The sequence below is a fragment of the Paraburkholderia panacisoli genome (assembly GCF_008369935.1).
Taxonomy (GTDB): domain Bacteria; phylum Pseudomonadota; class Gammaproteobacteria; order Burkholderiales; family Burkholderiaceae; genus Paraburkholderia; species Paraburkholderia panacisoli.
In genome coordinates this window covers 217,589-230,707 of record NZ_VTUZ01000012.1, presented here as the reverse complement: position 1 = coordinate 230,707, position 13,119 = coordinate 217,589, and the positions used below count along the sequence as shown (strand labels likewise).

The following is a 13,119-nucleotide window of genomic DNA, read 5'->3' as shown; positions in this document are numbered from 1 at the left end:
ACGTTGCCTCCAACGTACTGATGCGAAGATTTGGTGCGCCACGTCCCAACAGGAAGTGGGTCGCGAATGTCACCGAGTTCAGCTCGGCAGGCCGGAAGCTCTATCTATCGCGGATTTTAGGCCGCTATAACCGGGAGAACATTGCTGACGAGACTTCTCTACGTCCGCTGCTGGATGAGGTTAATACCATGCTGAGGAAAGCTTTCGCACAGTGGCAGGCAAAGCATGTCTCGTAGTTGGGAGATTCTTCATCCATAGCGCGCGACGGGCTTATGCATCGAAGCCATGCCAATGCGGCATCGTTATTCAAGAATCCAGATTTACCATCTGCGCCGGCGACCGTCATCGGAGCGATGTGCGTGCCGACAGACATTCATTCGGGTAGACACCAGGTATGTGGGCTGTTCAGGCGATCGACCACGATGTCGAGTGCACTCGCCGCTTGGAACATTGATGTTGAATGGTCGGACAGGAAGCACACAATGGTGCTCTAAATTCCAGCACGGACGTGCTGCTTCGCTTACCGCAATGAGGCACCCAACTTCACATTTCGCGACCTTCTCATCTATCCAATATTTGATAATTAATTAGGTTTGCAGAAGAGGAATAGTCGGGCGGAGAACGAGCGCTGCAAAGAGCCGGTTCATCGATGCCAACTCCGCAAGAAGCGAAGTGTTTTGTGGCTGAAAGAGGGTTGGGGTAAACGCTCTATGGCATCGAAGGACAATGTTTTGTCTCGATACGCCTAGCCGATTTTGCCTACCTGGCTGGCGAAAAAATCTAGCCAATGCGTCCAGTAAATCGTTCGATATCCTATTGATCGGAAGAATATTCGATAGGTCATATTTCCCCGTTGATATGAATGAACCGCCTACGTCAAGTAGTTCATGGTGCTTAACTGACCAATAGGGAAGAGGTGGCGCACTTTGCGCGACATTCAAGGAAAAATTGTCTTCAGACTATTGGATGCAGGAAGCTATCGTTTTTTTTCCGAGTCTTTCGCCGTGTTACAGGATTGAAACGTTTTTTCCGAATATAATTCGTGCCCTTGAGGTGCTGGTGCGTGAAAACACCAGGGCACGGCTTCTTGCCGCAGCGGCGTGACATGTGATAGGCGCGGCGGTGGTTCGACTCCGGCCCGAATTTGGTCGGTGTTCGCGCCACGCGAACCGCTAGCTGGTGTCACCATTCGGCGCAAACGATTGCGCGCGCTGCTGCCATTAGATGAGATCGGCGTCAATGCAGCTTCGGGCTGGGCGACGCACCAGTCACCATAGTCGGAACTGTTGTAGTGCCGCGGTCCGGCAAGAGCGAGGCCGAGCAATCCGTCGAGATCGAATGGCCGGAGCGGCGAGCGGAAGCATGAAGAGCGTTCATGCACGAGATGGAAGGCTGTAACAATTTTATACAATTTAATTTGTAGTACGAATTAACTGAGCTGTTCATTTGCGGTTAGAAGCACGGGTTTCGCAGGAAACACTTGACCGTCAGAGATTTCGCCCGAACTGAACTGTCTTGTCGGGTCGAGAAGCGGAGGGTGATGCTGGCAAGTGACCCTTGCCATTCGTAAGGTTGGGTCGCTGCGCGAAACGCTCGGAGACGCATGCCGTTCATTGACGACGGGTTTTGGTATGGATAGAGCGCTGCTTAGGTTTGTCGCTCTCCAGGCAAAAGCATGCGTCATTGGAGGGGCTGTTGATTGGGAAGGGTGCTGATGTAATCAGGATGTCGCAAGAGCGGATTTGGAGCCCCGACTTGTGCCATCTCTGGCACTCATTGGTTGGATTTGGGAAAGGAAGCAGGCGCATCGGCATTTCATTCTAGATTCGGTGTACTAACCGACAAAATGAAAGGTGCGATGAAATCGTGCTGTCATCGCGGGAAGCTGCTTCGCGTGTGCAGTGTCGCCACGATATGTAGAGCGGGCACTGGGTCTTCGCATCGATGTTGATGATAGAGGGCAAGCGCGGAAGGGCAGTTCTCCCCGATCCCTCATCGAATGGATTGCAGAGTTGCTTCCAGAACCTGCTCAGTATTCAGCGTCGGCGATAAGTCGCCCACATATTGAGCTAGTCCGATCACCGTTAAACCAAGGCATATCAAGGAGGATCTTGAATACTATTCACCGAAAAAAAGCAGATCTAAATCAGTACTGCTTACAGAAAGATAACGTTCATAACGTGGCCAAGTAAGAGCGAGTCCGTATCTGGAAGTCGGCCTGTTCGCAGGGCATTGCCGCTGCGAACGGTGTAACGGCCTTGTCGTCTTTCATTGTGGCCTACGGGGCAGCCAAAGCGCCTTTGGCCGAGCATCGCCCCATTTTTTGCCGTGAACCCTGAGCTTCAGGGCTTTGTGTCTTCAAATAAATACTTATCAGGATATCGATGATGTCGACTCAGTTAAGATCCAAATTCATCCGCGCTATGCTCGCGGGTATTGCTACTCTTTTTGTTGCCGGTCACGCGCAGGCGCAGTCAGCACAAGCGGCGCTGATGGCCGCGAACACGTCGGCCTCCGCGAACACCGCCGCGCTCTCGAATGGCACGCTTGCCGGTAACACCAACGTGTCGAAGGTGAACGTCCATTCGTTGTTGTACCCGGGTAACACGACGAAGGTGCTGGTGCACTATCTGCCGTGGTTCGACGGCGGCATGGACACCGGTATCAACGTCAACTACTCGAACGCCAATCCGACTTACATCAACGCGTTCTTCGCCGACCTCGTAAGTCGCGGTGTCGATGGCGTGCTGGTAGATTGGCAGGGGCAGACCGATATCAGCGACAAGGACTGGCTCGTCTCGCAACCGCTCATTCACAATTACACTGCGTTGTCTGGCAGCAAGCTGACGTATGCGATCATGCTCGACGCGAACCTGTTGAACAACTACAGCGGGACCAACCAGAACAAGGTGCTGGCCGCGATGAGCTACATCAACTCGCATTACCTGAGCGATGCGTCGTATCTGAAGTACAACGGCAAGCCGGTCGTCGCTGATTTTGGCTTGACGGCGGCGAGCGGGATCAACTGGACGACCATTCAGAGCACATATCCGAATGTCCAGTTTGTGCATCTGGACAACGCTACGTCGCCGGATGGCTTCGGTATCGCGAAGTCCGGAGGTTCATTCCTGTGGGCCAATCCGACCAGCACGAATGTAGCCCCCCCGGATTTGTCCACGGTTGACGACTTCTATACGCGTTCCAATCTGCACCCCAACCAGATCACCATGGGCGCAGCGTTCAAGGGCTTCAACGGCTCGTTGGCCTCGTGGGATGGCCCGTCGTATGTCAATCAGCAGTGCGGTGGAACGTGGCTGAACACGTTCACGAAGATTAACCAGTACTACAATTCGGCGAAACAGTTGCCGTTCCTGCAACTGGTGACGTGGGATGACTACTACGAAGGCACGCCGCTGGAGACGGGTATCGACAACTGTCTGGCGGTGACCACTACGGTGAGTGGCCGCACGATCAAGGCTTCCTTCACGCACCCGGAAACCGTGGATCACCTGGAGTTGTGGGCTTACTACAACGGCGCGTGGAACCATGTGAACTACTCGGCCACCACGACCTCGATTCCGGTGCTCAACCCGGGCACCTACTACATCAAGGTTGTGGGCAAGCCGTTCATCAAGAACGTCCTTTCTTCGGCCATCGTAGTCAGCTAAGAGATTGCGTCCGCGCCGCGTGTCCTCAAGTGAGCCACGCGGCGCTGCGCACCTGTGAGAATCGTCTGCCATATAGGCCCAGGGAGGGAAGCGTGCTGCGCAATGCAGCGCTTTTCGTTCTTCTTTCCTCCCTCATCAAGAAACTACTTCTGCCCGCGCAAGCACCCCGCGATCGACAGTACGCGGGACGCAAGCCGACCGCCGACTGCGCCGCACTGACGGGCATCGTGTTCGTGCTTCGCTCAGGCATCGCGTGGAATATGCTGCCCCAAGAGATGGGGTGCGATTCAGGCACTGCCTGCTGGCGATGGCTCGTCGCATTGCAGCAATATGGCGTCTGGCACGCATCCGCGAGAACCTGCTGGCCGAATTGCGTCGCCGTGGCGAAATAGATTTGTCGCGAGCGCTTGTCGACAGTTCATCGATTCGTGCCGTGCCGGCGGGAAAAAACCGGCCCGAATTCCACGGACCGGCGCAAACCCGGCAGCAAACACCATCTCATCGTCGACGCGCAAGGCATCCCGCTCGCGGTCATCCTGAGCGCGGCAAACCGTCACGACATTGCCCGGCTTGATTCGTTGGTCGAGGCCATTGCGCATATTCGTGGCTAGCGGGGACGTCCCCTGCATAAACCACGAATCGTTCAGGGCGGCCGAGGCTACAGTTCCGAACCACATCGACAACGTTTACGAACACGCGGCATCACGCCGCTGCTCGCACAAATCGGCTCGCCTCACGGCAGCCGCATCGGCAAAACGCATTGGCCTGTCGGCCAGCTTCGCTGCATGGAGCGGCGCTGTTTCCAGCACTACTGCAAACTTGTCCTCCGAAGACCATCCTTCGGGATTCTTCCGATCGCCGGGCACGGCCCTTTCGCCTGTCGGCTCCACGTGTACAACGTCTGTTCAGTCATTTCCGTTTCTCTGGCCAGTGCCGACACAGCGCGTTTTCCGGCGGCGTGATGCACCGCACCAGCAGATCAAAGTCTGTAACTGAGCATCCTATCGATGCCAACGAAAACTCGTAGATGTAGCAAACGGTACGTATTGCCGAAACGCTCGCAGCCGCGTTCCATCTGCGTGCGCTATAACACACAAATAAGACATTCATAAGTCAATTTGGGGCGCGAGGAGTTACCATCAAGAGTCAGATCCTAGGGACCACGAAGACCACGGCCGGAAGATCTCGACTGCCGCGGAAGACCGATGAACCGGTACCCACTCGAAGCGCTGGCGCGAAAAATCCGGCGGTGTTGAGGTTGCGATCAGCCATGGCCGATAGCGTGATCCCGAAGGGTGAGGGAGCACGCGGGCAGCATGAAATTCGAGGTGCCGAGCGTTTGCCTCTGCACCCTGTGAGCGACTACGTTGAGGAGATCCGCAATGAACGGATTCGATCTAACAATTCTAACTTTCCTGACCCAACATGCATTTGGGGCTGGATTGATGACCAAGGCGATAAAAGCCATCGCCGGCTTCTACATGTTCAAGGGCCTGGTGTTCGTCCCCATATTATGCTGGATATGGTTCAAACCCCCTAAGCGCGGTGAATGGGATCGCGAGGTCGTCATCGCGACCCTTGCGAGCGGCATTCTGGCACTCGTGCTTGGCAGACTTCTCGCGCATTACCTGCCATTTCGCGTGCGACCGATCTATAACCCGGATTTGCACCTTCTCTTTCCCGCGGCCGAGGGGGAGCATGAGTTGCGACTGTGGAGTTCTTTTCCGAGCGACCACGCGATGATGTGGATGTCGGTCGCCACGGGAATTTTTCTCATCTCAGTCCGCGTAGGGATACCCGCGATTCTCTACACGGCGATCTTCATATGCGCGCCGCGAGTTTATCTCGGTCTGCACTATCCGACCGACGTCATCGCCGGAGCGCTGATCGGCGTTGTGACCACCTATGTGATAACGAGGGACTTCATCAGAAGGCCTCTTACAGCCCCCATCCTGCGATGGATCAACAAATGGCCAGGGTTCGGTTACGCGATGGCATTCGTGGTGTGTTTCGAGTTGGTAACACAGATGGATGAAATCCGGATCCTCGTGCAATCTATTTCGACGGCTCATCAGGCAATGGTAGAGGCTAAGAACATCCACGAGAGCCGACCCCCTGTTCGGCTATTCGCCGGCCTCCGCCATTGACCTTCACTTCACTCAGGCGAAGCCGCGCGGATTCGTCGACTGCCAGCGCCAGTGATCCGCGCACATCCGCTCGATACCGTACTGCGCGCGCCAGCCGATGATGTCTTGCGCCGCGGCCGGATTGGCGAAGCACGAAGCGACATCGCCCGGACGGCGCGCGACGATCTCGTAGGGCACCGGCTTGCCGGACGCCTTTTCGAACGCGCGCACCACGTCCAGCACGCTATAGCCCTGGCCCGTGCCGAGGTTCACGACGAAACTCGCATCGCGCCTGACCAGCGCATCGAGCGCGGCCAGGTGTCCGCGCGCCAGATCGACCACGTGGATATAGTCGCGCACGCCGGTGCCGTCGGGCGTTTCATAGTCGCCGCCGAACACGCGCAGTTTTTCGAGCTTGCCGACCGCCACCTGCGCGACGTACGGCATCAGGTTGTTCGGAATGCCGGCCGGATCTTCGCCGATCAAACCGCTCTCGTGCGCGCCGACCGGATTGAAGTAGCGCAGGGTGGCGATGCGCCATGACGGGTCGGCCAGTTGCAGATCGCGCAACACCTGCTCGGCGATCAGCTTCGACTGGCCATACGGATTGGTGGCCGACAGCGGGAACGACTCGTCGATCGGCGAGCTCTTCGGCACGCCGTACACGGTGGCCGAAGAACTGAACACGAACTGCTTCACATTACGATCGCGCATCACGCCGAGCAGGCTCAGCAGGCTGCCGACGTTGTTGGCGTAGTACTCGACCGGCTTCGCGACCGATTCGCCGACCGCCTTCAGCGCGGCGAAGTGAATCGCGCCGGTGATCGGATGCGCGTCGAAAATGCGCTTGAGCGCGGCTTCGTCGCGGGCATCGTTTTCGTAGAAGGTCACGGCGCGGCCGGTGATTTTTTCCACGCGCCGCAGCGATTCGCGGTTGCTGTTCACGAGGTTGTCGATCACCACGACGTCGTAGCCGTCGTTGAGCAGTTCGACGCATGTGTGCGAGCCGATAAAGCCCGCGCCGCCCGTTACCAGAATCGTGCCCTTCGTGGTCATGCTATAGCTCCATTAAAGTAAAACACCCGTCATTTTCTGCACCAGGTCTTTATAGGTTTCGACGACGACCCGTTCGTCGAATTCTTGTGCAACTTTCTGCCGGCCGCGCTCGGCCATCGCGCGGCGTTCGGCGTGGCTCATGTCGAGCATGCGCGCGAGTTGTGTCGCGAGACTGTCCGCGTTGCGCACTTCGCACAGCAAGCCGTTGACGCCGTCGGCCACCACTTCGCGGCAACCCGGCACGTCGGTTGTGACGATCGGCCGACCCATCGCCGACGCTTCCATCAGCGTGCGCGGCACGCCTTCACGATACGACGGTAAAACGATGCAGTCGGCATCGGCGATCAAGGGGCGCACGTCATGCGCCTCGCCAAGATACTCGATGACGCCTTCCTGTTCCCACGCCGCCACTTCTTCGCGCGTGATCGCGCTCGGATTGTCGACGCCGACCGGACCGAGCAGTTGGAACCGCGCGCGCGGATAACGTTCACGCAAGCTGCGTGCAGCTTGCACATATTCGCCGACGCCCTTGTCCCACAGCAGTCGCCCGATCAGCACGAACCTGAAATCCGGCCGCTCGGGCAAGGGCGTGAACGCGAACTGCTCGAGATCGACGCCTTCGCCGTGCAGGAGCCGCGCGCGCTCAGGATGCACCAGCAAATTCTGCTCGACAAACGCAGCCTGATCGGCGCGATTCAGAAACCAGACTTCGCGCGGGAAACGGAACGCGAAACGATACAGTCTTTTCGCCACCTGTGCGGCGCGGCTGTGCTGGATGAACACGTAACCGAGCCCGGTCGTGACCGCCACTGACTGCACGCCCGCGAGCTTCGCGGCGATCGAGCCGTAGATGTTCGGCTTGATCGTGTAGTGGAACACCACGTGCGGGCGGATGGTCCGGTATTGCCGGTAGAGCGATAGGAGGGTGCGCAGATCGTCGCGCGGATTGGTGCCTTTGGACGCGACCGGCAGTTCGATGCAACGGCAGCCCATCGCGGTGAGCAGCGGGAACGTGCGGTCGCGCGGCGCGAGCACCGTCACGTCGACGCCGCGTCCGACCAGCATGCGGATCAGCCCTTGCCGATAGGTATGGATGGCCCAGGCGGTATTGCAGACGAGGGTGATGCGCAACGCGGGCGTCGACTTCAGGGCAGGCTTCATGCGGGAGCGGGCGTGGCGTTCAGTGGGGCGTGGCATGGTTTAGTTGCTCGCGCGCGGCGCGAGCAGCGCGCGTTTGACCCGCTGCAGCGCACGGTACGGCGTCACCAGATGCAGCAGGTTTTTGACGAGGCCCAGCCAGTCGTACGGATTGGCGGCGTTGAAATAGCGCAGTTGCAGCCGCAGCGTCGAACTCACCTGGCGGCGCCGTTTGGTCGCGCTGATGCCGCCTTCGTTCAGTTCGTAGTAGAGACCGAGTTCCGGCAGGTTCGCGCAATCGTAGCGCTCCATGAGGCGGACAAACAGATCGAGGTCTTCAGCGGAGCGGTAGGCCGCGCGATAGTTGCCCACTGCGCGCACCGCGTCGATGCGCAGCATCATCGAAGGATGCGCGAGGCACGAGCGGAAGAACCGCAAGCGACGGATCGCGTCGGGCTCGGCAGGCGGCGTCAGCATGAAGAGCGGCTCGCCCGCGCGCGTGACGACCTGCGTCCACATGCCGAGGCCCGCCACCCGCGGATGCGCCTCCATGAACGCGCGCTGTTTCGCGAGCCGTTGCGGTACGCTGCGGTCGCCCGCGTCGATGCGCGCGGCATAGCGAAAGCCGCGCTGCGCGAGCGCGTCGATGCCCGCTTGCAATGCGCGCTCGATGCCGCCGTTCTGCGGCATGCGCAACACGTCGATGCACAGATTGGCGAGCGCTGGCGCGACGATCGACGGCGTGCTGCCGTCGTCGACGATCAGCACGTGCACCGGCGCACTCTCGCTGAACGACGCGAGCGTCAGATCGACGTCGGCCTGGCCGTTGTACGCGGGCATCAGCACGGCGACATCGTCGAGTGAAATCTGCGCGGCGGCGGATGAGTTCGTCATGGGCGCAATTTGAAACGGATGTAATAAAGATTGACCGATGCCGCCGCCAGATAGCCGGCCGCGAGACCCACCAGCGCGCCATAAGCGCCCAAGCGCGGGATTGCCAGCAGATTGACCACGAACGCGACGGCCAGCGCCAGCAGCCATTTGCAGAGCAACACGAACTTGGCCTGATACTTCAGCACGATCAGATTGCCGATCGCTTCGATGCCGGCGGGTACGGACAGCCACACGGCCCAGCGGAAGATTTCGATCGCGCCTTCGAAGCCCGGCCCGAACACGCGGCGAATGATGAAGCCGGCGAGCAGGTCCAGCACGAACGCGCCGCTCACCATCAACGCGGCGGTCATTGCGGTGAGCCGCCACATATTGCGGCGCAGTTGCGCGGCTTCCTGCACACGGTAGACGAACGCGGGCGCAATGGTCTGCGCGAGCATCAGCGCGAGCGTGATCCAGTTTTCGTTCAATTGCTGGGCGGCGGAATAGCGGCCCAGGTCCGCGAACGAGATCGCGCGTTCGAGCATCAGCCGGTCGACTTTCAGGAACAGATACATACAGATCAGGCCGAGCCAGAAGACCGTGCCCGCGCTCGCGAAGTGCCTGAAGAGCGCACGGTCGACCTGCCAGCCGAGCCGGCCGCCATGCCGGCGTATGAAGTAGACCAGCAGCACCGCGCCGATCGCCGCGGATTCGAGCGCCCACAGCCAGCCGAAGCGCGCCGGCGCGGCCGCCGCGCGCACCAGCAGATACACGCAGCCGGCCTTGAGTACGGCCGTACTCATACTGGTGAGCAACTGCGGCTTGCTATAGGTCATGCTTTGCAGCCACGCGTTGATCACGCCGACAAACGGTTCGCGAAACAGCATCGTCACCGCGAGTCCCGCGAGCATCGCGCCGACCAGCGGCTCGAACACATGCAGCGCGATGCCGAGCCACGTGAGCAGCAATGCCGCGACCGACACTGAAAAGCGCAACGCGAATGCGCTGCCGAGCACGGTGCCGAGTTGCGCGGGCGGCCGGCCGACGATGGTGGGTACGAGGATTTCCGCGCCGCACACCCAGGTGATCGGCGAGAGCACTAGCAACAGCGTGTTCGCGTATTGCCATTTGCCGAACACGTCCGGCCCGAAGTAGCGCGCCAGCACGCCGCTGATCACGATCGCCACGCCGATCTGCGTGAGTCTTTCGAGTCCGAGCCAGACGATATTCGTGAATGCGCGCGTGACGTCGGGATTGGCGAAGCGCTTGAGCGTCAGCATCCGGTGACCGCTCGCCGGTCCATGTATGTGGATAGCGCGGCGGCGCTGTGCGCGGTTGCCCACCTGGCCGACTGTCGCGGCAACTTTACAAAAGGAGGGCGTCTAAGCATTAGAATGGCGTTATTCAGGCAGGTCAGAAAAACGCAATTATAAGTTGGAACCGGATCGCTTCCGGCAAGGGCGTACCGCAGCGTTTCAGCGCTACTTTTTATCACTGGTTTTACCGCTGGTTTTACAGTGAGTTTTACCGATAGTCGTCGGTGCGCCGGTCAAAATTTTCCATTGCACGTAAGTGAGCCAACATGATCTCCAAATCCATTTTCAAGGCGTATGACATTCGTGGCGTGATCGGCAAGACGCTCGACGCCGATGCCGCGCGTTCCATCGGCCGCGCGTTCGGCAGCGAAGTGCGCGCGCAGGGCGGCGATGCGGTTGTGGTCGCGCGCGACGGTCGCCTGTCCGGTCCCGAGCTGGTTCTGGCATTGTCGGACGGTCTGCGCGCGGCCGGCGTCGACGTGGTCAACGTCGGCATGGTGCCCACGCCGGTCGGCTACTTCGCGGCCAGCGTACCTTTGCAGCTCGACGGCGGCGAACGGCGCGTCGATTCGTGCATCGTCGTGACCGGCAGTCACAATCCGCCTGACTACAACGGCTTCAAGATGGTCCTGCGCGGCGCGGCCATTTACGGCGAACAGATTCTCGCGCTGCATCAGCGCATCGTCGACGAGAACTTCAGCGACGGCAGCGGCAGCTACACCGAGTACGACATCGCCGACGCATATCTCGATCGCATCGCGAGTGACGTCAAGCTCGCGCGTCCGATCAAGATCGTCGTCGACACCGGCAACGGCGTCGCCGGCGGCCTCGCGCCGAAGTTGTTCAAGAAGCTCGGCTGCGAACTGGTCGAACTGTTCACCGAGATCGACGGCACCTTCCCGAACCATCACCCGGACCCGGCTCACCCGGAAAACCTGCAGGACGTGATCCGCGCGTTGAAGGAAACGGATGCGGAAATCGGCTTCGCGTTCGACGGCGACGGCGATCGCCTCGGCGTCGTCACCAAGGACGGCCAGATCATCTATCCGGACCGCCAACTGATGCTGTTCGCCGAAGAAGTGCTGTCGCGCAACAAGGGCGCGCAGATCATTTACGACGTGAAGTGCACGCGCAACCTCGCGAAGTGGGTGAAAGACAAAGGCGGCGAGCCACTGATGTGGAAGACTGGCCACTCGCTCGTGAAGGCGAAGCTGCGCGAAACCGGCGCACCGCTCGCCGGCGAGATGAGCGGCCACGTGTTCTTCAAGGACCGCTGGTACGGTTTCGACGACGGCCTGTACACGGGCGCGCGCCTGCTCGAAATTCTCACGCGCGTCGCCGATCCGAGCAAGCTGCTGAACTCGCTGCCGAATTCGAACTCCACGCCGGAGCTGCAATTGAAGCTCGAAGAAGGCGAGAACTTCGAACTGATCGCGCGCTTGCAGCAGAACGCAAAGTTCACCGGCGCGGACGACGTCGTGAAGATCGACGGCCTGCGCGTCGAGTATCCGGACGGCTTCGGTCTCGCGCGTTCGTCGAACACCACGCCAGTCGTGGTGATGCGCTTCGAAGCCGATAACGACGCGGCACTCAGGCGCATCCAGGAAGACTTCCGCCGCGTGATCCTCGCGGAGAAGGCCGACGCGAAACTGCCGTTCTGAAGGCTGAAGCGGCGGCGCGGTTCGACCTGGTTCGTCAGGTTCGAATCGCTGCTGTCGTCGAACGCGGCGCGGGTTTTGATTACCGCGCCGCGTTTTTTCATGTGATTTACATGCGACGCGCTAAAATTGCCGTCCTCGTGAGGAAACGCCGGGTCGCCCGAAGTTTTCTCATCCCCTCGGGAGCCTGGCGCCAAGCGCCGGGTACGGGGGCTCTTTCAACGCATCTGCGGGCCGGATAGCCGGCTTTCCCACTCTTGAGCGTGCAAAAGATACTGATCGTGAGGGTGTCGTCATTGGGCGACGTCGTTCACAACATGCCGGTGATCGCCGACATCCGCCGCCGCCATCCCGATGCCCAGGTCGACTGGCTCGTCGAAGAAAGCTTCGTCGGGCTCGTGCAACTCGTCGGCGGCGTGCGGCGGGCCATTCCCGTTTCGCTGCGGCGCTGGCGCAAGCGCATTCTGTCGGTCGAGAACTGGCGCGAGATCGGCGCGTTCCGCCGCGCGCTCGCCGCCGAGCACTACGACCTCGTGATCGACTGCCAGGGGCTCATCAAGACCGCGTGGGTCGCGAGCATGGCGCGCGGGCCGCTGGTCGGCCTCGGCAATCGCACCGACGGCGCGGGCTTCGAATGGCCGGTGCGCTTCTTCTACGACAAGCGCGTGCCGATCGAGCCGCGCACCCACGTGGTCGAACGCACGCGGCAACTGGTCGCCGCGGCGCTGAACGACCCGCCGCCGCAACCCACCGACGACATCGACTTTGGCATCGACACCGGACGCGCCGCGCTGGCTTTGTCGCAGGCGAATCTGAATCTACCGGTGCCGTATGTGGTGTTCGTGCACGCCACGTCGCGCGCGGACAAGCAATGGCCCGACACCGCGTGGATCGAACTGGGCCAGTCTCTGGTGCGGCGCGGCGCGTCAATCGTGCTGCCGTGGGGCAGCGACGCCGAGCGCGCGACCAGCGAGCGTCTCGCGAAGGAATTCGGCGCGGCCGCGATCGTGCCGCCGAAGCTGTCGTTGCCCGCGGTGGTCGGCCTGATCGAAGGCGCGGCCGCGACAGTCGGTGTTGACACAGGTCTGGTGCACATCGCGGCGGCGCTGAAGCGGCCCACGGTCGAGTTGTACAATTTCTCTACCGCGTGGCGTACCGGCGGCTACTGGTCGCCGAATGTCGTCAATCTCGGCATGGCGGGACAGCCGCCCACGCTGCAACAGGTCAAGTCGGCGCTGGCCGGTTTCGGCCTGCTGTAATCCGCCGGTGCGCTTCGCCTCGCGCA

Annotated in this window: 8 protein-coding genes and 2 pseudogenes; 5 read left to right on the top strand and 5 right to left on the bottom strand. The window is 60.3% G+C overall.

Annotated elements, in window-relative coordinates:
• Positions 1-2,387: 2,387 nt before the first annotated feature.
• Entirely contained in the window at positions 2,388-3,668 is a 1,281-nt protein-coding gene (locus tag FVF58_RS20070; protein WP_149671614.1) for a glycoside hydrolase family 71/99 protein, read from the top strand.
• A gap of 134 nt (positions 3,669-3,802) precedes the next feature.
• A pseudogene (locus FVF58_RS20065) lies at positions 3,803-4,438 on the top strand (IS5 family transposase); the annotation flags it as partial.
• Here FVF58_RS20065 and FVF58_RS52820 read toward each other — a convergent pair.
• A pseudogene (locus FVF58_RS52820) lies at positions 4,436-4,673 on the bottom strand (hypothetical protein); the annotation flags it as partial. The pseudogenes FVF58_RS20065 and FVF58_RS52820 overlap by 3 nt on opposite strands.
• A 377-nt stretch (positions 4,674-5,050) precedes the next feature.
• Between FVF58_RS52820 and FVF58_RS20055 the strand changes: the two are divergent.
• Positions 5,051-5,815, top strand: a complete 765-nt coding sequence (locus tag FVF58_RS20055) for a phosphatase PAP2 family protein (RefSeq protein WP_149671612.1) — start codon at positions 5,051-5,053, stop codon at positions 5,813-5,815.
• Positions 5,816-5,827: 12 nt separating this feature from the next.
• On the opposite strand, the gene galE is transcribed toward FVF58_RS20055, so the two are convergent.
• Genes galE through FVF58_RS20035 form a run of 4 tightly spaced genes read right to left on the bottom strand, consistent with a single transcriptional unit; the run spans position 5,828 to position 10,140 of the window.
• Positions 5,828-6,850, bottom strand: coding sequence for a UDP-glucose 4-epimerase GalE (gene galE / locus FVF58_RS20050; protein WP_149671611.1), 1,023 nt, complete (start codon positions 6,848-6,850; stop codon positions 5,828-5,830).
• 12 nt (positions 6,851-6,862) lie between these two features.
• A complete protein-coding gene (locus tag FVF58_RS20045; RefSeq protein ID WP_149671646.1) occupies positions 6,863-8,011 on the bottom strand; it encodes a glycosyltransferase family 4 protein in 1,149 nt (382 codons plus the stop codon).
• 39 nt (positions 8,012-8,050) lie between these two features.
• Positions 8,051-8,881, bottom strand: a complete 831-nt coding sequence (locus FVF58_RS20040) for a glycosyltransferase (protein ID WP_149671610.1) — start codon at positions 8,879-8,881, stop codon at positions 8,051-8,053.
• A complete protein-coding gene (locus FVF58_RS20035; protein WP_149671609.1) occupies positions 8,878-10,140 on the bottom strand; it encodes an oligosaccharide flippase family protein in 1,263 nt (420 codons plus the stop codon). The genes FVF58_RS20040 and FVF58_RS20035 overlap by 4 nt, the downstream gene beginning before the upstream one ends.
• Before the next feature lie 302 nt (positions 10,141-10,442).
• Here FVF58_RS20035 and FVF58_RS20030 point away from each other — a divergent pair, with 302 nt between their 5' ends.
• Positions 10,443-11,837 (top strand): phosphomannomutase/phosphoglucomutase, encoded by a 1,395-nt coding sequence (locus FVF58_RS20030; protein ID WP_149671608.1) that lies wholly within the window; start codon positions 10,443-10,445, stop codon positions 11,835-11,837.
• Between the two features lie 254 nt (positions 11,838-12,091).
• Positions 12,092-13,093: a lipopolysaccharide heptosyltransferase I gene (gene waaC / locus FVF58_RS20025; RefSeq protein WP_149671607.1), complete on the top strand. Its 1,002-nt coding sequence runs from the start codon at positions 12,092-12,094 to the stop codon at positions 13,091-13,093.
• Positions 13,094-13,119 lie beyond the last annotated feature (26 nt).